Source organism: Alkalihalobacillus trypoxylicola (genome assembly GCF_001590785.1).
Taxonomy (GTDB): domain Bacteria; phylum Bacillota; class Bacilli; order Bacillales; family Bacillaceae_D; genus Alkalihalobacillus; species Alkalihalobacillus trypoxylicola.
On the sequence record NZ_LTAO01000023.1, the window covers coordinates 106,276 to 126,419 of the forward strand.

Genomic DNA, 20,144 nt, shown 5'->3' on the forward strand with positions numbered 1-20,144 from the left:
TTTATAATGAAGCGCAGAATTGGTAAATAAGCTACGATATCTTTTTATATTTTAACGCTAAAAAACAATCCACGCAATTAGTACAATAATCGGTAAAGTAATCAATGTTCTTTGAAAAAATATGACGATTAAATCCAAAAATGTAACGGGGATTTTAGAACCTAATAATAATCCCCCGATTTCAGACATGTATATAAGCTGCGTTACAGAAACAGCAGCAATTATAAATCTCGTCATCTCACTTTCAATACTTGCACCTAATATGGCTGGTAAAAACATATCAGCAAAACCTACGACCATTGTTTGAGCTGCAGCCCCTGCTTCCGGTACTTGTAAAAAAGTAAGAATATACTCGAATGGTTTACCTACTATTTGAAAAAGCGGTGTATAAGTAGCAATGATTAAAGAAAAGGTTCCAATTACGATTACAATTGGAATAATAGCCAACCACATATCTAAAACATTCTTTATACCATTCGTTAAAAATCCAGTAAATCCATCTCCATTTCTTACTCGTTCTAGCGCTAATAAATAACCATCCCTCCACCTTACCTCTCTAGTTTCTTCTTTTTCTCTATTGAATTGTTCATTATTGATAAAACGGTCTTCTTTTCTAGATAAAGGAGGAATTCTTGGCATAATAACAGCAGCAATAAACCCTGAAATAAGGATAGACAAATAATACGGGAAAAACATCTCTCCTAAATTCATATATTCTAAAATAACAATACTAAAGGTAATCGAAACAACTGAAAAGGTTGTGCCAATTACAATCGCTTCTCTTTTTGTATAATATCCTTCTTCATATTGTTTGTTCGTTAGTAGTACCCCAACGGTCCCATCGCCTACCCAAGATGCTAAACAATCAATAGCAGAGCGTCCAGGTAACTTAAATACAGGACGCATGATTTGATTCATCCTTGAGCCTATAAATTCAAGTAGTCCAAAATCCATTAGTAAAGGTAAAAATAGGCCCGCAAACAAAAATACAGTCACTAGTATCGGGACTAATTCATAAATTAAGGTGCCTCCCGTATCTTCTGACCAAATGATTTCTGGCCCCCACTGCCATAAAGTAGCACCGACAATCATTAAACTAAGAAACCGTACCAATAATGACCATGGTGATACCACAAACACTTTTAGAAGCTTCGGATATTTTGACAAGTCTTTTTTCAGAAATGTAAGGAAACAGGAAATCACAAAGCCACCTAACAATAAATAAAAGACAATATAGGGTAGATTTGTATTCAATAGTTGTTGTAATTGTCCCGCTAAGTAGGCAATGGGTATCGTAAATTGGCCATTCATATAAACAGGTGTCATAAATAAAAATACACCTATTATGGAAGGAAGAATAAATCCTATTATGGTCTTTCGTTGCTTTTTGTCATGGATTTTATTACCATCAGCATTCATTTACGAGCTCCTACTTTCTTGTTTGATAGTTCTTAGTCATATCCGACCTTTTTTGTTATACCCTTTTTATTGTTGAAACAGTCATGATTATTAAAGAACCAAACTAATTGATATTGCTAAACCACAAATCACATGATTATCTAATACCTTCTTGTTCTTTATGAGAATCATTTCTCATCAACTAAATCACTGTTTATCTATCAAAAAAAGTGGAGAAAATCATTTAAAAATGACTTTCTCCACTTAAATTCATCGGTATTTTATATTTTAAACATCGAAACTTCTTCTCGTAATTTTGTAGCCAAGTCATTCAAAGCTTCAGCGGAGCTAGCAACTTCTTGCATAGCAGCAAGCTGCTCTTCTGCACTCGCGGCTACTCCTTCGGCATCTTCCGCATTCTTAATAGAAAATTTCTCTACCTCTTGTATAGAATCATTTAATTGGAATGTACTGCTTGCAATTTTTTGAGTTGCGGTAGAAACCTCAAGCATTCCATTAGACACTTGGTCGATAGAATTTGTAATCCTACCAAAAACACTGCCTACCTCTTTAATAACTGTTGTTCCCTTATCAACCTCTTCTGTTCCTTTATTCATTTCATTAACGACTTGAACAATATCACTTTGAATTAATTTAATCATTTCTGCTATTTTTTGAACGGATTGATTTGAGTTCTCTGCTAACCCTCTCACTTCGTCAGCGACGACAGCAAAGCCTCTTCCATGCTCACCAGCTCTTGCCGCTTCAATCGCAGCATTAAGGGCTAATAAGTTGGTTTGTTCCGAAATAGATGTGATGATACTTAGAATCTCACTAATTTCTTTTGAACGAACCCCTAATTGTCCTATTAATTCTGCTGAATCCTTAACCGAATAAGAAATAGAGTTCATTTGCTCAATGGCCGTTTGAATAGAATGCTCTCCACTTCGAGCCTCATCAGTCGCTAAATCAGCTACTTCGCTTGCTTCTGCTGTTTTCACGATAATTGTCTCTACTCCACTACCAACATTTACAGCTGCCTCAGCACTAGATTTAGACTGATTCAATGTCATATCCGAAGCTTTCGCAACCTCTTCAATCGTAATCGCGATTTCGTTTGTAGCTGCAGAAGTTTGTTCTGAGCTTGCTGATAACTGTTCAGCTGTTTGTGCTACTTGATCTGACATTTCTACGGTTCTGCTAATTAACTGCCTCAATCCATTTTTCATTTGATTAAATGCAATCGTTAATTGACCAATTTCATCCTTAGAATCTAAAGAAATATCCTTCTGTGATAAATCACCAGCGGCGACTTGATTGGCTTGCTTTACTAACTTATTAACAGGGCGGGTAATCATAATAGATAAAATAAGCCCAATGATTACACTTACGACCACCATAGTTATTCCAATTATTATAATTCCGTAGAATAAACTTTGTTGAGCTTCTTCAAGCGCTTGCGTATGTTCACTTAATTGAAGCCTTGACGATTCAGAAAGGTCTATATAACCAAAGATTAACTCTCCAGCTAGTCTCGAAGCTTGTCGAGACATAATCGCTTCTGCCATCGCTATTTCACCTCGTTCGAACAATGGAAAGACTTCCCCTTCCATAATGGCTTGCCATTGATCGCTTCTTGCGAAAAGCGCCTCTACTTCTGGTGAGTTGAGCTTTTGTAATACTTCACCCTCAAGAACTTCTATTTCTTCTTTATATTCATGAAAGGATTGTAGATGCTCCTCATTTTCTTCAAGTAAATAAGCCCTAGAGAGCGATAGCATTTGGGATGTATTAAAAGCTAATTGCTCTATTCGATTTAGTGTTGGCAATGCTTCTTCTCTTAAGTTCTTTATTTCAGTTTGAGTTTTATCAATGTTAATAATATTATAGATAGAAAAACCTATAAATAAAGAAATAACAATGAAAAAACCGATTAATATTTTGGTTCTAATACTCTTGATTTTCACCATATACCTCTCCCTCTTTTATGATACATAAGAACTAACAAATCTATCATAATCCATTTTTTAACTTTTGAATAGAGGGATTTATTAGGTTTTTAGGTACTATTATTTAGTCCTTTAATCCTATAATTTATTAATTAAACGCTTATAAGTCAATTCGCTTGTATTGGGAATAGTCCAGTTCGCTTTTTGTAAAATCTCACTGTTGCCAATTCCTACTGAAAACATTTCGGTTTTTAAAATTCCTAACATACCAGCATCGCCATCTTCCACAGCTACACAGTCTCTTGGTTCAATTTGAATAGCTTTTGCCGCCGTAAGAAAAATTTCTGGGTCTGGTTTCCCTTTTTTTAACGTTTTAACGTCGACTATGTAGCTGATATATGACTCTAATTGAAGGGAATGAATCACCTTCTTTGCATTTTGACTAGCAGATGCTACCGCGATCGGTATATTTCTTTGATACAGCTCTTTAATAAAGCTTTCCATACCCGGCATTATATCTTCTTTAGTTAAATTTTGAATTAATTTTTGGTAACGATCATTCTTTAATGTGGACAATTCTTCTATTAAATTATGGTCCATTTCCAGATCCGACCTTTTAATCATACTTTTAACGGTTTCTCTTCTGCTTAATCCTTGTAGAAGTTGATTATCCTCCCTAGTAAAATCAATATTCAATTTTTTAGCTAACTCAAGATTGACTTCAAACTGTAATTCTAAAGTATTGGCAATGACACCATCCATATCTAAGATAACGCCTTTTATTAATGACACAAGCAAAACTCCTTTTTTCAATATTAATTTATAGGTTAACTTGCTTTTATTACATGTCCCTCACATAATTAGCAAGAGAAAATTTAAGATGGAGTAAACAGGAAAAATAAATTAGCCCGAAAACATTGTCTCTTTGTATGAATTTAGTATAATAGATAAAAGCAAGATTGATAAGGAGTGAAACGAGAATGACAATGCCAAAAGCATTAACAATAGCTGGTTCAGACACAAGTGGCGGAGCAGGTTTGCAAGCTGACATCAAAACATTCCAGGAGCTAGGAGTTTATGGAATGAATGCATTAACCGTAATTGTTGCACAAGACCCAACGAGAAATTGGTTTCATGAAGTCATCCCTCAAAGCGTTGAAGCTTTGGATAAACAAATAGAAACCGTATTAGCTGGTATTGGGGTAGATGCTGCAAAAACAGGTATGCTAGGTTCTATTGAAATTATTGAGCTTGTCGCTCAAAAAATAGATAAATATAAAATGAATCAATTAGTTGTTGATCCTGTAATGGTTTGTAAAGGAGCAGACGAAGCCTTAAACCCAGAAACGGATGCTTGTTTACGTGACGTACTTATCCCTAGAGCTTTTGTCGTCACACCAAACCTTTTTGAAGCATCACAGTTAAGTGGACACGGTCCGATAACAACGGTAGCAGATATGAAAACGGCTGCTGAAAAAATCCATCAATTGGGAGCAAAGCATGTAATTGTGAAGGGCGGTAGTAAATTAGGGACTGCACAAGCAATCGATGTATGGTTTGACGGAGACACTCATCACGAATTAAAATCAGATGTAATCCAAACTACCTTCACTCACGGAGCGGGCTGTACGTATTCAGCTGCTATCGCAGCAGAACTGGCAAAGGGTAACACGGTAGAGGAAGCGATTTATGTAGCGAAGGATTTTATTACAGAAGCGATCAAGCATTCCTTCCAATTAAATGAATATGTAGGGCCGACCAATCACTCCGCTTATCGTTTTCGTAACGCGTAATGATTGTCAAACCACGTGTGAAAATCACACGTGGTTTATTATTTCGTTCATATAAAGGAGATGTTAGAGCCATGAATTCGAATCAGTCATTTAAAATCGGAATCATTAGTGGATTAGGCTCATATTTATTATGGGGAGTTTTCCCAATATACTGGAAGCTATTAGAGCACATTGACCCTCTTGTTGTACTTGCACACCGCGTGATTTGGTCTCTTTGTTTTGTTTTAATTATTATTCTTGTAAGCAATCAATTTAAAAAAGCTATTTTAGAAGGGAAATCTATTTTTAAGAATGTAAAAAGGTTCATTGGGATTATTAGCGCTTCTATACTGATCTCTATAAATTGGTATGTCTTTATATGGGCGGTTTCAAATGAATATGTCCTCCAAGCTAGCTTAGGCTATTATATTAACCCGTTAATTAATGTGATATTAGCTTTTTTCTTTTTTAAAGAGCGCTTCAATCGTAAGCAAATCATAGCCTTTCTATTAGCATTTATCGGTGTTATGTTTATCACGATTGATTATGGAGAGTTTCCCTATGTATCGATGCTTCTTGCACTAACCTTTGGTTTATATGGGTTACTAAAAAAAATGGTGAATGTTTCTTCTTTAGTCGGTTTATTTGTCGAAACACTATTAATAAGTCCATTAGCTTTTTTATTTCTATTTCAATCAAACTTAACCCCCCAGTTAGCTATTGCGGACCAAACTACTTGGCTATTAATTGGAGGAGGCATTGCTACAGCGATACCTTTACTCCTATTTGCTAGCGCCGCTAAAAGGATTCCTTTCTCCCTTATTGGTTTTTTACAATATTTAGCTCCTACGATTATGCTTATCTTAGGTGTGTTTATATATAAAGAACCATTTTCATGGATTCAAGCTATTGCCTTTCTATTCATATGGTCAGGTTTGATTTTTTTCACATTAGCGAGTTCCAAGAGATCGATAGAAAGAAAAGTTACGGCAACTTAACACTGTGATTTTAAAAGAATTAACTAAAAGAAGCATAAAAACTGAAAAAACGAGTTCTGATGCTAGGAATCGTTTTGGGTATTAATCTGCTATTGAAGTTATCTCTGACTAAAAGTGGGCAAAATCCTCCAAAGGAAGATTTTACCCACTTAACATTTACATCATTAAGAATTCGACTTTATCTTGATTCTTCTTCTTCATATATAAAATAATCAAAATCAGCATAACGCTTCTGGCCACTTAAATCCTGAACAGCCATACCAAGAAAACCACCTGTAAAGCCTTGATCTAAATTTGCACCATCTGCTACAATATCAGCATTTTCATCGGAAACATAACTAGCATCTAACGTAGGCCCCACTTTTAACCAATGCTCTCCATCCTTTGAATAATAAAATTGAACTTCTTCATACTGAATGGTGATTTTCAGATAGCAACGCTGCCAATCCTCTATAGAAATCATGCCATCAATCGGTTCATCATAGTACCCTTTTGAATTGGACATAATCCCAATACACTTTCCTAGGTCTTCATCATGACTAACGTGTAAGTAATGATAATTTTTTGTATTATAATAATAAACTAAACCTGCCATTTGTTGAAAAGTAGTCGGTTCAAACTCAACAACCGTTTCAGCCATTACTTGAAAAGATTGTTGTCTTCTAGCTATTAAGCTTTGTTGAAAATTCGAATGGAATGACTCTCTTCCGTATATTCGTAAAAAGCCCTCTCGTTCCTTTAACGACGCCCACTCCTCTGTAACCGGTGTACGCAAAGAATTAAAATGGATATTCAACGTTTCATCAGTAAAATCATCCTTTGTTTTTGCTGGCTCAAATTGAAATTCTGGTACATCAATCGATTCAACCTCTACCTGCGGGTCGTTTCCACCCGCTGAAATTCTTAGCCAGCCATCCTCTGACCATTCACATTTTTGAATAGCTGTTTCTCTACCTAAATTACATTTTTTGATGTTAGGAAGTGGACGTCCAACTAGATGAGTCATATACCACTCGCCACCTTGGGTTTCTACTAAACTTCCATGACCTGCTTTTTGCAGAGTAAGATGATCCTTGCCTTTCGATGTTAGCATAGGGTTTTGTGGATCGACTTCATAAGGACCATCAATTGAAGTCGCTCTTGCCATCGTAACAGCATGATCATACCTCGTCCCACCTTCTGCGGTCATTAAATAGTAGTATGATCCTTTTTTATATAAATGGGGGGCTTCTGTTAGACCTAATTCAGTACCCTTAAATATATTTTTTATAGGACCTACTAGCTTTTGCTTTTGAACATCGTATTCTTGTAATAAAATCCCTCCAAAGGAATTCTTATTTTTCCGATGATCCCACACCATATTTACGAGCCACTTCCTCCCATCCTCATCATGAAACAAGGAAGGGTCGAACCCACTACTATTTAAATAAATAGGCTCTGACCATGGTCCCTGTATATCACTAGCTGTGACCAAATAATTGTGCGTATCTTTAAAAGCACCATAATGATTTTTTACATCTGTAAAAATCAAATAAAACGTTCCATCGCTGTAGCTAAGACAAGGAGCCCAAACACCCCCTGAATCAACATTTCCCAACATATTAAGATGCTTTATCGAGGATAACGGATGAGTAATTAAATTCCAATGAATCAAATCCTTTGAATGGTGTATTTGTACGCCAGGAAACCATTCAAACGTAGAAGTAGCAACATAATAATCATCCTCAACTCTTATAATAGAAGGATCTGGATTAAAACCTTTTAAAATTGGATTTTTTATTGTATTCATTTTTTCAAATCTCCTTTTTATTGCTTTTTCAAAGCTACGAATTCTTTACTAGCTGCACTTCCTTTAATATCGAAATAAGAGCTTCTGTTTTTTCCTCTGATAAATCATGAGCTGGTGCTAATACTTTTTCAGAAACTTCTAAACCACATAGAGTAATCGCTTTTTTTATAACATTAATAAATGGAGTATCTAATTTATAGATCTCTGGAATATAAACTAAATGTCGCTGAAGGCTCATTACTTTCTCATAATCACCTTCATGATAAGAATGAATAAGACCAGTCGACCACTCTGGTGCAAAGTTACCACTAGCAGAAATAATCCCATCCCCACCTAAACTTAAGCTATTCAGTAATAAATCCTCAAACCCACACAGTACAGAAAAATGCGGATTGATTTTCTTCGTTTTTATAATCATTTCACGAACATGACCAATATCACTCACTGTCTCTTTAATCCCTACAATGTTCTGATGCTCTGCCACTAATGAAGAAACTAAATCTGGTGAAAGGTCTTGGCCTGTTAGTGCAGGAAAATTGTAAAGCAAAATAGGAAGCTTAGATTTCTTGGCAATTAAATGATAATGCTCTAATAATTTTTCTTCTGATAGCTTTAAATAATAGGGATTAATAACTACTACTGCATCCGCTCCAATCGAATAAGCATGTTCATTTAATGAAATAACATCATCTGTACTAGTCGCACCTGTCCCTATTAATACAGGAACGCGTTTATCTACTTTCTTTACAGCAAATTCCGCTATCTCTTTTCTCTGACTCAAAGATAATTGGCTAAATTCTCCACCTGTTCCTAAGAAGAATAGACCATCTACGTGACGAGATATTAAATTCTCAATTAACCGACTCATTCCTACTTCATCAAAAGTTCCATCCTCCAAAAAGATCGTTGATATAGGTGGGATAACTCCTTTGATTGGATTACATTCTTTCAATGTCATTCCTCCCTCACTTTATTTTTTTCTTTTTCCGCCAGTGACTTCATTCCTTCTTGTAAAACGTTTACAATTTTATCTACATCATAAATACTTCCACTCCAAGTTCCCCCACTCACAGCTTGTAAAGCTGCCCAAAGCTTAGTATCATCTGGTAATTCTGAATGACTACTTAATTCCGGATGAAGAGGTCTCTTATTTAACATTTCAAATGCTTTATCTTTTCCGACGACTTCACCATCTACTCCAATTAAATGAATACTTGCCGTTAATTGATGACAATCTATTTTGATTTCAATCAAATCTCCGTCTCTAAGCTTTCCAATAGGACCACCTGCTAAAGCTTCGGGACCAATATGACCGATGCAAGCCCCTGTTGAAACACCTGAAAATCGTCCGTCTGTAATTAGGGTGACATATTTCCCATAAGATAAATGCTTTAATGCAGAAGTAATTTGGTAGGTTTCCTCCATGCCTGTACCTGAAGGCCCACAGCCAATTAATGCGATAATATCGTACTTTTTTATTTGTTGGCTCTTAATTGCCTCAATGGCCTTTTTCTCACTAGAGAAAACTCTCACTGAACCGGTATGCTCAAACACACCATCAGCATTAAGTCTTGAACGATCAATAGAAGTCGACTTCACAACAGCCCCATCTGGAGCGATATTACCTGTTGGAAATGTAATGGTTGAAGTCATTCCCATTGATTGTGCTTTCTTCGGTGACATGATTACATCATCAGGATTAACACCATCTTGTCTTAAGCGCTCTCTCACTTTATGCCTTCTTTCAGAGCTTTCCCACCAATCTAAGTTCGTTCCTAAGCTTTGTCCTGTTATCGTTAGAGCATTCTCGTTTAATAAGTCCAATTTTCTTAAGTGGAGCATAACCTCTGGAACTCCACCTGCTAAAAAGACGGCGACAGTTGGATGGTCTATCGGGCCATTTGGTAATGCACTAACTAGCCTAGGTACATGTTGATTTACTTGCTTCCAGTCTTCAATAGTTGGAATGGAACAGCCCGCCGCATAGGCAATAGCTGGAATATGGAGTAGCAAATTGGTTGAACCACCGAATGCAGCATGAACCATCATCGCATTACGAATCGAATCATCTGTGATTACATCTCTAGTAAGGATCTTTTTTTCAACAGCTTGTATAGCTACTCTCGCTGACTGATTAGCCATTTCCTTCCAAATGGACTGACCAGAAGGAGCTAAAGCAGAGTGAGTAATGGCCATCCCTAATGCTTCAGCCACAACCTGAGCACTTGCAGCAGTCCCTAGAAACTGGCATCCACCTCCTGGAGTAGCACATGCCCGGCAGCCTAGCTCAGCTGCTTCCTTTAAGCTAATCTCACCATTTGTGTATCTAGCTCCAATACTTTGAATTTTCCCAGCATCCTCTCCATGTGTAGGTGGAAGGGTAACACCACCAGGAATGATAACCGTTGCTAAATCGTGCATAGCAGCTAAAGCCATCGTCATTGCTGGTAGTCCTTTATCACAAGTTGCTACTCCTATTACCGCACTTCTCCTTGGAAGAGAGCGAATTAATCTTCTCATGACCATTGAAGCATCATTTCTATAAGGCAAAGAATCAAACATACCCTTTGTCCCTTGAGCTCTTCCATCACAAGGATCACTAACAAAGCCCGCAAAAGGAATATTACCCAATCTCGATATTTCCTTTGCCGCTGTTTTCATGAGCACATCTACTTCCCAATGACCTGAATGATATCCTAAAGCAAGCGGAGAACCATCTTCATTTTTTATGCCACCCTGAGTTCCTAATATTAATACCTCATGTCCTTTTAAATTTTCTGGCTTCCAACCCATTCCTACATTTTGCGTTAAGCCAAATAAGTCTCCACTTGGCCAGCTTTTTAACATATGAGATGTGAGTGGTAACTCACCCTCTGGTCCATTGGCACTTGTTTTTAAATCTTCATAAACACTCTGAGAAATTTCCAGTAATTCATTTAAGTTACTCATTGAAACCTCCTCTTCCTAAATGGTCCATTCGTTTGTTTGATAATATCAAACTATGTTCTTATAATAATCTTTAAAAATAGTGTTTGTTTATAACCCAAACACTTCTTTAACTATTTGTATTAGTTAGAACATACTATATCATTCGCATTTTGTAAACGGTTTAATTAGAGATCATTACAGACTATAACCCAACTTTTTAGAAATAATAGCTGCTTCACTTTTTAGATAAAAAACGATTTCTTCCATTTTAGGTTTATTCAATCTAGCTGTCGGTCCAGAAATACTAATGGCTGCATTCACTTGGTTTTTATTGTTATAAATTGGAACTGCTATACACGTTAAACCTACTTCTAGCTCTTCATGATCGACCGCGTATCCGTTTTCTGCTGCTGTTTGAATAGCAGTTAGAAATTCTTTTTCATTTTTAATCGTACGCTCTGTATATATGTGATACGTTTGGGTCTTCGATAAAGACGTTAAATAGTTATCATCTTTTTGAGAAACTAATACTTTTCCAATAGCCGTGCAGTAGATAGGTGCTCTTTTACCAATTCTCGAATACATAACTATGGCCGACTGACCTTCTATTTTATCTATATAAACAGCTTCTCCTTCTTCTAATAGCGCTAAATGAGTGGTCTCCCCAAATTGATTAGCAATTTTTTCGATGTGTGGCCTAGCAATTCTTCGTACATCCAAATGATTGAGAACGTTCGTTCCTTTTTCCAAAAATCGAAGACCTAGCCTATATTTTTCTGATTCTTTATCCTGCTCAATATAACCATGATAAGCCAATGTTTTTAACAAGCCATGAACCGTGCTTTTATGAAGATTGAGAGCCTGGCTAATTTCTGTTAATTTTAGTTCCTGCGTACTCTCGGTAAATAAATCAACAATTCGCAGGGCTCTATCTACTGAGTTAATCAGTTTACTCATCTTACCTCTCCTTTTTTGTACTATCTTAACATCAATTTTTTAAGAAAGATAGAATTCCCATTATCACCCGTGATTAAGTAGCATAAAAAAAGCCTGCTAGCAAAGCCTTCGAAAAAGACTTTAGCCAACAGACTTAACATTATTATACTTGGTTATTAAAACTTAGATTGATAAGCTTCAACTTCCCAACCAGTTACAGTTGTGCGGAAGTCATCCCACTCGCCACGCTTTAAAGCGATATACTCAGAAAATGCATGCTCACCAAATGTCTTCAGGCCAATTTCTCCTGTTTCAAAACGGTCCACCGCTTGCTCTAAGTTCGTAGGTAGATTTTCGATTCCACGAGCTTCTATCTCATCTAAAGACATATGGAAGATATCTGCATCAACTGAAGGTGGTGCAGATAATTCACGCTCCACTCCATCTAAACCAGCAGAAGCCACTACAGCAAAAGCTAAATATGGATTTGCAGAAGGATCTGGACAACGAATTTCTACTCGAGTACCAGCTCCACGAGTAGCCGGGATACGAATTAAAGCCGAACGGTTAGAAGCAGACCATGCAATATAACAAGGCGCTTCATATCCAGGAACTAAACGTTTATAAGAATTTACTAACGGATTCGTTACAGCTACAAAGTCCTTTACATTCTCAATAAGACCGGCAATGAATTGGTAAGCTGATTCTGATAATCCTAATTTATCTGACTCATCATAAAAAGCATTTTCTTGCTTCTCATTATTGAATAAAGAAATATTTGTATGCATTCCACTTCCATTAGCACCTGCTAATGGTTTTGGCATAAAGGTTGCATGCAATCCGAATTGCTTTGCAACTGTCTTAACCACCCATTTATAAGTGGTAGCAGCATCTGCTGAAGCTAGTGCATCTGCATACTTAAAATTAATTTCGTGCTGACCAATCGCTACTTCATGGTGAGAAGCTTCAATAGTAAAGCCCATCATTTTCAGCGCTTTATAAATAGCTAAACGAACTTTTTCCCCTTCATCCTTTGGTGAAGGCTCAAAATATCCCCCCACATCTTGCGTGCGGATAGTCGGCTGACCATATTCATCTGTTTCAAATAAGAAGAATTCAAGCTCGGGACCTACACTAATTGAATAACCTTTGTCAGCAGCTCTCTTTACGGTCTTTTTTAACACATTACGAGGGTCGCCCTCGAAGTCGTTTCCGTCTGGAGTCGTGACACTACATAAAAATCTAGCTTCAGAATAGCCTTCCTCTTCAGTCCAAGGTAATACAGCAAATGTAGATAAATCAGGATTTAAGTATAAATCAGACTGATTAATAGGAGTAAAACCAGTAATAGATGAACCATCAAACATAACTTTTCCGTCTACAGCTTGCTGTAATTGCTCTGCTGTAATAGTTACATGCTTCAATGTCCCTTCAATATCAACAAACTGCATATGAAGTAATTCAACACTCTTTTTTTCGATGGTCTCCTTAATTTCTTGCAATAAGCTCTCTCTCGTTGGCGTTTTTACCGTCATCCCCACACACTTCCTTTTCATGTAAACTTTTATTACATCTTCTTGTTATATACTACTCTATGATTTTCAGACTATTTTCGCAATCGATATGTAAGATTATCTAACATAGAATTATTTGGCTCCTTTTCGTCTCTCGTCAATATTAATATTTTAATAAAATAAACACCTTTTTCGCCTAAATCCTTTAAAAACAGCTATAATTTTAATTCACAAAGGAACGTACTCCATCATTTGCGTACTAGTCGTACATTTTATTAGTTAGTGCATAGGTAGATTTATCGTTCATATTTCTATCCATATAAATAAAGAGCGCTATCATTGGTCAGAAAACTTTACCAATATGATATATACATTTTATGTATAGAGATTGAGTCCATATTGATTTATAAACAAAAAAGGTCTGAGAAACATTCTCTCAGACCTTTAGTATACTTATTTTCTTACGCTTGCTTTTTACGTCTTTGCTGTGTTTTTCCACCACGCTGTTGTTGTGATTGATTACTTCTGCCACCTCGACGATTACGTTCACGAGAATCGTTACGACGTCTGTCATCACCACTTCTTCTAGAACGGTAAGGCTTCCCACCATCTGCGCGACGTTTTTTTGTTCTTAAAGGAGCTTCTCCAGTTAATTTTACATCATCTGTATTCGGCTCTTTCGTTAACAATTTTAACGCTGCTGCTAATGCAGTAGTAGCGTCTGTTTCCTGTAATAAATCTTTTGCCATCATACGGTAATGCTGGATGGTCTCATCATCTAGTTTTGCTTTTAATTGTTCAAGAACTAATTTTTGTTGACCTTGCATAGCTTCTTCGAAAGTTGGCATAGAACGCTTCGTAATTTTTTTCTTAGAAAGCTTCTCAATGGCAAGTACATGCTCTTTTTCAGAAGGTGTTGCAAAAGTAACCGCAACTCCTGATTTTCCAGCACGCCCTGTACGACCAATACGGTGGACATAGCTTTCTGGATCCTGTGGAAGGTCAAAATTATATACATGCGTAACTCCGCTTATATCTAGACCTCTTGCTGCAACATCTGTCGCAACTAAAATATCAATTAAGCCATTTTTAAACTTTCGAAGTACACTATCACGCTTAGCTTGATTTAGGTCTCCATGAAGTCCTTCTGCACGATATCCTCTTTTAATGAGTGCTTCCGATAATTCATCCACACGTCTTTTTGTACGACCGAACACAATCGCTAACTCAGGAGTATGAATATCAATAAAGCGACATAAAGAATCGAATTTTTGTCTTTCATGTATTTCAATATAAAATTGTTCAATATTCTCCATCGTTACTTCTTTAGCTTTCACGGCAATTTTTTCTGGGTTATGCATAAATTGCTGAGCTAATTTTTCAATACGCTTTGGCATAGTTGCTGAAAACAACAAAGTTTGTCTTTCCTTAGGTGTTTCTTTTAAAATCGTTTCAATATCTTCAATGAAGCCCATATTTAACATTTCATCTGCTTCATCTAATACAACCATATCTACATTTGCAAGCTTAATCGTTTTTCTATTCATATGGTCCATTAAACGACCTGGTGTTGCCACAACAATATGAGGCTTGCGTTTTAGATCGCGGATTTGTTTTCTCATATCCTGCCCGCCATAAACGACAACCGTACGAACGCCTTTATATTTTCCAAATTTCACAAGTGATTCAGATACTTGGTTGGCGAGTTCTCGAGTCGGAGCTAAGATAAGCGCTTGAACAACATCGCTTTCTATATCAATTTTTTCAATTAAAGGTACACCAAAAGCTCCCGTTTTTCCAGTTCCTGTTTGAGCTTGACCAATAACATCTCTTCCTTCTAAAGTTGTAGGAATGGTCGCATTTTGAATAGGCGTTGCCTCTGCAAAGCCCATTTCCTCTAAAGCTCTAACGACATTGTGATTCAAATTAAATTCATAAAAAGTTGGCAAATTAAATTTCTCCTTTTTTTCTATTTTTTTTACGCCTTTATGCTGCTGCGACACATAAAGATAGGAGTTTTCTTTAGCCATAACTTGATGACACTACATCAAGCTTGTATCTTTTGATTAGCATCTACATTTATTTAACTATATTTAAGCTACGAAAGCCTGTATCTTTATAATTAAGAATACTCCACATTAAAAGGTTACCCTAAAAATGAGAATGACAACTGTTCATTTTTTAACATTTATTATTTCAACGAACTTTATTTACTCTAATAAGGATGTTTTGAGCAAAGAAAAACCATACCCCACAACGATCTTGGAATATGGTCGTCATTCTGATAATATGTGTCACCCAATCAAAAGGGTGCGCAAATTTATTTAACCGTTCTTTATCTTAACACGGAGCATGATAAAAATCAATGTACGGTTTAAATCAATAGTTCATTATTTAACTAATTTTATACACTCTTGCCTCAAACGGAGATAAAGTAGTTAAATGGTTGACCGTATCAACGTTGGATAAAAGCAATTTCGCATCTGCTCCAATAGGGAAGCTAAAGTTAGCTGCTCTTCCAAACATGTTGACTAAAATTAAGTAGCATTCACCCTTCCACTTTCTTGTATAACCGAATACTTGCTGATGATCATTTAAAATGAGGTTGTACTCTCCATAAATAAGACCTTCATTTTCTTTTCTTATCGCAATCATTTTTTTGTAATAGGACAAAATCGAATGAGGATCAGATAATTGCTGGTCAACATTAATTTCTTTATAATTTGGATTTACTTTCATCCAACTCTTACTTGCGTCTGTGAATCCTGCTAACGATTTCGAATTCCACTGCATCGGCGTTCTTGAGTTATCTCTTCCCTTTTGCCAAATAACCTCCATTACTTCCTGATGCGATTTCCCCTTAGCTATTTCTATTTCATAATAATTTAGCATTCCAACATCATTATAATCCTCAATATGAGGAAATTTAACATTAGTCATTCCTATTTCTTGACCTTGATAAATAAATGGTGTTCCCTGCATAAAGAAATACATAGTAGCTAGCGCTTTAGCACTCTCTTGCCAATACTCCTGGTCGTCTCCCCATGCAGATACACTTCTCGTTTGATCATGATTCTCTAAAAAAAGAGCATTCCATCCAAAACCCTGCAATCCATTTTGCCATTTCGATAATATTTTCTTTAGCTGTATAAGATTAAAGTCTTCACCTGTTTCTTTTTCCCATAAGCCCAAGTGCTCAAATTGGAAAATCATATTAAAAGCGCCTTTATCTTGGTCTACCCATAAATCGCTTTGTTCTACTGAAACACCGTTGGCTTCTCCAACCGTCATAATATCGTAATGATCGAAGGTTTCTTTTTTTAATTCTTGTAAAAAAAGATGGATTCCCTCTTGATTCATATGGCCTTCAAATGAAGGAACATAATCAAGTTGTTTTGGATTTGGCAAATCTGGAAAGCCCTTCACTTTTTTTATATGAGAAATGGCATCGACTCTAAAACCATCTATCCCTTTATCTAACCACCAATTCATCATTTTATATAGTGCACTTCTTACCTCAGAATTTTCCCAATTCAGATCAGGTTGTTTTTTTGAAAAAACATGCATGAAGTATTGTTTTGTATTCGGATCATACTGCCAAGCCGATCCATTAAAAATAGACTCCCAATTGTTAGGCTCAGAACCATCAGCAGCTGGGTCTGCCCAAATATACCAGTCTCTTTTCGGGTTATCTTTTGATGATTTTGATTCTACAAACCAAGAATGTTCATCTGAGGTATGATTAATGACTAAATCAATAATTAATTTCATCCCACGAGCATGGACTTCATTTAATAACTGATCAAAATCCGCCATCGTTCCAAAATCCTCCATAATTTCTTGATAATCACTAATATCATAGCCATTATCATCATTTGGAGAACGATACATCGGACAAATCCAAATCACCTCAACACCCAAATCTTGAATGTATTCTAATTTTTCAATAATTCCTTGTAAGTCGCCAATCCCATCACCATTAGAATCTTTAAAGCTTCTCGGGTAAATTTGATAGGCAACCGCTTCCTTCCACCAATTTTTCAACATTTCATTCTCACTCCCGTCCCATTCAACTAACAAACCATAAATTAGGCAAACGTTTGTCCTTGCATTCATTATAAAAGACAAATTCATTTTATACAAGTTGACATTCATAGAACGAAATTACTTGCATTTTTTTATATAACTCTTTAAAATAATTTGTGCAAACGATTGCTCATATCATTCTAAAAGGTGGTTTAATTTCTTATGAAACAACTATTTTCCTTTGATTTCTGGCAAAAGCTTGGGAAGGCACTACTTGTTGTGGTAGCCGTTATGCCAGCAGCCGGAATCATGATTTCTCTTGGAAAGCTCATCATGATGGCCGAGGTTAATTTAACCTTTATCACAACAACAGGAATCGTCATGGAGGATATCGGCTGGGCGATTATTGGCAATTTGCATATTCTTTTTGCAGTAGCCATCGGGGGCTCTTGGGCAAAAGAACGAGCTGGAGGGGCTTTCGCATCGTTACTTGCTTTTATACTAATTAACCGAATTACTGGGGCATTGTTCGGAATTACTGATGAAATGCTCCTTAACCCTGATTCCACCATTTCATTCTTTGGAAGAGACTTAATTGTAAGCGATTATTTTACTTCAATATTAGGCGCTCCTGCACTAAATATGGGTGTATTTATCGGTATTATTTCTGGTTTTCTCGGAGCTAGTATCTTTAATCGCTTTTACAACTTTAATAAGCTTCCTCAATCTCTTTCCTTTTTCAACGGAAAGCGCTTTGTCCCATTTGTCGTGATTGGGGGCTCTGTTTTAACAGCATTAGCACTATCTTCTTTTTGGCCATTTATCCAAACTTGGCTAAATGATTTCGGGCGTTGGATTGCGACTTCTAGAGATACGGCACCTATTATTGCCCCTTTTATCTTCGGTACTCTAGAAAGGTTGTTACTTCCGTTTGGATTGCATCATATGTTGACTGTTCCTATCAATTATACAGAGCTTGGAGGAACCTACACAATATTAACTGGACCTAACGCCGGAAGTGTTGTAGCAGGACAAGATCCTTTATGGCTAGCTTGGATTACTGACTTAAACAATATGTTAGCGTCAGGTAATACCTTAGGTTATACACAATTATTAAATGATGTTACACCGGCCCGTTTTAAAGTTGGACAAATGATTCTATCTTCAGCTGCATTAATTGGTGCTGCTTTAGCCATGTATAAAAATGTTGATATAGACAAAAGAAAAAAATATAAACCTATGTATTTATCTGCTGGTTTAGCTGTATTTTTAACAGGTGTAACAGAACCGATTGAATTTTTATTTATGTTTGCTGCTCCTGTTCTATTTATTGTCTATGCTATTTTGACCGGCTTAGCTTTTGCTATTGTTGATATTATCGATATAAGAGTTCATTCATTTGGAATCATTGAATTTTTGACTCGTACACCGATGACCCTTTATGCTGGTTTATGGGCTGATATTGTCAATTTTGTATTGGCTTGTCTTATTTTCTTTGGATTAAACTTCTTCACCTTCCATTTCTTAATTAAAAAATTAAATTTACCTACTCCAGGTCGACGTGGAAATTATATCGAGAACGAAGAAGGAAAAGAACCTGTTGATACTAAAAATGGTACTAATACAGAATCGTCTACCGAGAAAACAAACCAAGCAACAGCTATTATTGCTCTTCTAGGTGGAAGAGAAAATATTGTAGAGGTCGATGCTTGCATGACTAGACTTCGTGTTACGGTAAAAGATTCTAAAAAAGTATCCGATGAAAAAGCTTGGAAGGAAAACGGTGCTTTAGGGTTGATTTTAAAAAACGAAGGAGTACAAGCGATTTACGGACCAAAAGCTGATATTTTAAAATCTGATATTCACGATCAATTAGGTGAAGACTAATGAAGCTACTCACACTAAACACACATTCTTGGCAGGAGGAGCATCAGGACGATAAAATCGATATCCTTGCCCGCCAAATAGCCGAGGAGAAGTTTGATGTAATTGCTTTGCAAGAAGTAAATCAGTCGATACATTCTCCTATTAAAAAAGGAAATGTAAAAGAAAATCTTTTTGTAGAAGTTTTATTGGAAAGATTAAAACAATATTCTCCAAAAGATTATCAATATATATGGGACATCTCTCATTATAGTTATGGCGAATATGAAGAAGGTGTAGCTTTATTAACTCACCACCCTATTATTTCCTCCCGCTCTTTTTTCGTTTCAAAAAGCGAAGAACTGACGAACTGGAAAACTAGAAAAATCATATGTGCTACCATTAAAATAGGGAAAGAAAAATTAGACTTTTATAGTTGTCATCTCGGATGGTGGTCAGATTCGGACGAGCCAGCTCTTCACCAAATGGAGCGCTTGTTACATTCTTTATCCAAGAAACGAACGAGCTACCTGTTAGGAGATTTCAACAGTCCTTCTAACGTTCGTAATCAAAGCTATGATTACTTGATTAACCATGGATTATTTGATACTTATTCTATGGCACTTGAAAAAGATTCAGGTATTACAGTAAAAGGAGACATTGCCGGCTGGAGTAAGAATACTAATGATTTAAGGATAGACTTTGTATTTACAACTGAAAAAAAACCTATCAGAAAATCTACTGTCATCTTTAACGGCACTAACGCTCCTATTGTATCTGATCATTTTGGAGTTATGGTAGACATCTAACAAAAGATAATGAAAAAAATCTATTATCAAATCATTTCATATAGCGAAACTTGAAATGGTGTAATGGATGCATACACAAATAGCGAACAGAACCCTCCTTCATGTTAAAAGAAGGAGGGTTCTGATTGCCATTACGAAACCGCAGAGTGAGCAAGCCGCTAA

Annotated in this window: 14 protein-coding genes; 4 read left to right on the forward strand and 10 right to left on the reverse strand. The window is 36.3% G+C overall.

Translation table 11 applies throughout. The features are described from left to right. Positions 1–57: 57 nt before the first annotated feature. The 3 genes from AZF04_RS13150 to pgmB form a co-directional block, all read right to left on the reverse strand. Positions 58–1,419: a YjiH family protein gene (locus AZF04_RS13150; RefSeq protein WP_061949109.1), complete on the reverse strand. Its 1,362-nt coding sequence runs from the start codon at positions 1,417–1,419 to the stop codon at positions 58–60. Between the two features lie 260 nt (positions 1,420–1,679). Continuing rightward, entirely contained in the window at positions 1,680–3,368 is a 1,689-nt protein-coding gene (locus AZF04_RS13155) for a methyl-accepting chemotaxis protein (RefSeq protein WP_061949110.1), read from the reverse strand. Between the two features lie 117 nt (positions 3,369–3,485). Beyond that, a complete protein-coding gene (pgmB, locus tag AZF04_RS13160; protein ID WP_061949111.1) occupies positions 3,486–4,139 on the reverse strand; it encodes a beta-phosphoglucomutase in 654 nt (217 codons plus the stop codon). Between the two features lie 188 nt (positions 4,140–4,327). Here pgmB and pdxK point away from each other — a divergent pair, with 188 nt between their 5' ends. Further along, positions 4,328–5,140, forward strand: a complete 813-nt coding sequence (gene pdxK, locus AZF04_RS13165) for a pyridoxine/pyridoxal/pyridoxamine kinase (RefSeq protein WP_061949112.1) — start codon at positions 4,328–4,330, stop codon at positions 5,138–5,140. Positions 5,141–5,211: 71 nt separating this feature from the next. After that, positions 5,212–6,117: an EamA family transporter RarD gene (gene rarD, locus AZF04_RS13170; protein WP_061949113.1), complete on the forward strand. Its 906-nt coding sequence runs from the start codon at positions 5,212–5,214 to the stop codon at positions 6,115–6,117. A gap of 178 nt (positions 6,118–6,295) precedes the next feature. On the opposite strand, the gene AZF04_RS13175 is transcribed toward rarD, so the two are convergent. From AZF04_RS13175 to AZF04_RS13205, 7 genes are all read right to left on the reverse strand, one after another. Continuing rightward, positions 6,296–7,906: a glycoside hydrolase family 43 protein gene (locus AZF04_RS13175; protein WP_061949114.1), complete on the reverse strand. Its 1,611-nt coding sequence runs from the start codon at positions 7,904–7,906 to the stop codon at positions 6,296–6,298. Positions 7,907–7,940: 34 nt separating this feature from the next. Continuing rightward, on the reverse strand, positions 7,941–8,858 hold the full coding sequence (locus AZF04_RS13180) for a dihydrodipicolinate synthase family protein (protein WP_235599989.1): 918 nt from the start codon (positions 8,856–8,858) through the stop codon (positions 7,941–7,943). Between the two features lie 2 nt (positions 8,859–8,860). After that, complete coding sequence (locus AZF04_RS13185) at positions 8,861–10,855, reverse strand: YjhG/YagF family D-xylonate dehydratase (protein WP_061949116.1); 1,995 nt, start codon at positions 10,853–10,855, stop codon at positions 8,861–8,863. 174 nt (positions 10,856–11,029) lie between these two features. After that, entirely contained in the window at positions 11,030–11,791 is a 762-nt protein-coding gene (locus tag AZF04_RS13190; protein WP_061949117.1) for an IclR family transcriptional regulator, read from the reverse strand. A gap of 155 nt (positions 11,792–11,946) precedes the next feature. Then, positions 11,947–13,305 (reverse strand): type I glutamate--ammonia ligase, encoded by a 1,359-nt coding sequence (gene glnA, locus AZF04_RS13195; protein WP_045481363.1) that lies wholly within the window; start codon positions 13,303–13,305, stop codon positions 11,947–11,949. A 440-nt stretch (positions 13,306–13,745) separates the two neighbouring features. After that, positions 13,746–15,233 (reverse strand): DEAD/DEAH box helicase, encoded by a 1,488-nt coding sequence (locus AZF04_RS13200; RefSeq protein ID WP_061949118.1) that lies wholly within the window; start codon positions 15,231–15,233, stop codon positions 13,746–13,748. Between the two features lie 445 nt (positions 15,234–15,678). Then, positions 15,679–17,331, reverse strand: coding sequence for an alpha-glucosidase (locus tag AZF04_RS13205; protein WP_061949119.1), 1,653 nt, complete (start codon positions 17,329–17,331; stop codon positions 15,679–15,681). 201 nt (positions 17,332–17,532) lie between these two features. Here AZF04_RS13205 and AZF04_RS13210 point away from each other — a divergent pair, with 201 nt between their 5' ends. Together AZF04_RS13210 and AZF04_RS13215 are read left to right on the forward strand one after the other, a co-directional pair. Then, positions 17,533–19,197 (forward strand): PTS transporter subunit IIBC, encoded by a 1,665-nt coding sequence (locus tag AZF04_RS13210; protein WP_061949120.1) that lies wholly within the window; start codon positions 17,533–17,535, stop codon positions 19,195–19,197. Continuing rightward, positions 19,197–19,982, forward strand: coding sequence for an endonuclease/exonuclease/phosphatase family protein (locus AZF04_RS13215; protein WP_061949121.1), 786 nt, complete (start codon positions 19,197–19,199; stop codon positions 19,980–19,982). Before AZF04_RS13210 ends, AZF04_RS13215 begins: the two co-directional genes overlap by 1 nt. Positions 19,983–20,144 lie beyond the last annotated feature (162 nt).

What these genes read in the sequence shown, in the direction of transcription:
- AZF04_RS13175 (WP_061949114.1), bottom strand. Translation starts at nt 7,906, where the DNA reads ATGAATACAATAAAAAATCCAATTTTAAAAGGTTTTAATCCAGATCCT.
- glnA (WP_045481363.1), bottom strand. Translation starts at nt 13,305, where the DNA reads ATGACGGTAAAAACGCCAACGAGAGAGAGCTTATTGCAAGAAATTAAG.
- pdxK (WP_061949112.1), top strand. Translation starts at nt 4,328, where the DNA reads ATGACAATGCCAAAAGCATTAACAATAGCTGGTTCAGACACAAGTGGC.
- AZF04_RS13205 (WP_061949119.1), bottom strand. Translation starts at nt 17,331, where the DNA reads ATGTTGAAAAATTGGTGGAAGGAAGCGGTTGCCTATCAAATTTACCCG.
- AZF04_RS13190 (WP_061949117.1), bottom strand. Translation starts at nt 11,791, where the DNA reads ATGAGTAAACTGATTAACTCAGTAGATAGAGCCCTGCGAATTGTTGAT.
- AZF04_RS13210 (WP_061949120.1), top strand. Translation starts at nt 17,533, where the DNA reads ATGAAACAACTATTTTCCTTTGATTTCTGGCAAAAGCTTGGGAAGGCA.
- AZF04_RS13215 (WP_061949121.1), top strand. Translation starts at nt 19,197, where the DNA reads ATGAAGCTACTCACACTAAACACACATTCTTGGCAGGAGGAGCATCAG.
- AZF04_RS13185 (WP_061949116.1), bottom strand. Translation starts at nt 10,855, where the DNA reads ATGAGTAACTTAAATGAATTACTGGAAATTTCTCAGAGTGTTTATGAA.
- rarD (WP_061949113.1), top strand. Translation starts at nt 5,212, where the DNA reads ATGAATTCGAATCAGTCATTTAAAATCGGAATCATTAGTGGATTAGGC.
- AZF04_RS13150 (WP_061949109.1), bottom strand. Translation starts at nt 1,419, where the DNA reads ATGAATGCTGATGGTAATAAAATCCATGACAAAAAGCAACGAAAGACC.
- AZF04_RS13155 (WP_061949110.1), bottom strand. Translation starts at nt 3,368, where the DNA reads ATGGTGAAAATCAAGAGTATTAGAACCAAAATATTAATCGGTTTTTTC.